This window comes from Flavobacterium sp. (genome assembly GCF_003525665.1).
In the GTDB taxonomy this organism is placed as follows: domain Bacteria; phylum Bacteroidota; class Bacteroidia; order Flavobacteriales; family Flavobacteriaceae; genus Flavobacterium.
Genome location: NZ_DQDX01000005.1, coordinates 10367 through 10945, shown reverse-complemented (window position 1 = coordinate 10945; position 579 = coordinate 10367). Strand labels below are relative to the sequence as shown.

The window sequence follows — 579 nt, the reverse complement described above, 5'->3', positions numbered from 1 at the left end:
GTTCTATTCTTAATTACTCCATCAATTCTAACAAATTTAAAATCGGCATCAAGAATTCCAAAAATGATTTTTAATAATGTTGATTTTCCCGAACCATTTCTGCCTAACAAACCAATTATTTCACCAGTTTCACATTTCAAATAAACATCTGAAAGTATCGATTTATAATCAAACTTTTTTTGAACACTATCGATTTCTAAAACATGTTTATTCAAAATAATAAAAAATTAAATTAATAAGTAATGTGATAAAAATTCCAAAAAATGCATTCATTAAGTAAGTCCAAACCCAAAGTTGAATTTTAGATATTCCATTGTTGTAAAAGAAGATATAATTACTATTATGACTAACTTCTTTACTTAAAAATGAGGCAAGAAAACCAATTGTTAAAAAAACTGATATAAAAGCATCTGCTCCAAAAAATAAAAGTGGCAAAATACTGATTGCACAATTTATTGGAAGTGTGGATTTGTAAAAGGCTAATATGTTGGCTATTTTTCTAATCTTTTTTTAGGTAAAGAAAAGAAAACAAATTATACAAAATTTGTAATGAGATGTTAAAAATTTACCTTGCGAACT

At 25.0% G+C, this 579-nt stretch carries 1 protein-coding gene; it reads right to left on the bottom strand.

Translation table 11 applies throughout. The annotated features are described in order from the left end of the window. Window positions 1-215: ATP-binding cassette domain-containing protein (locus DIU01_RS00445; RefSeq protein WP_290831299.1), on the bottom strand; the 215-nt coding region annotated here is incomplete at its 3' end. Window positions 216-579 lie beyond the last annotated feature (364 nt).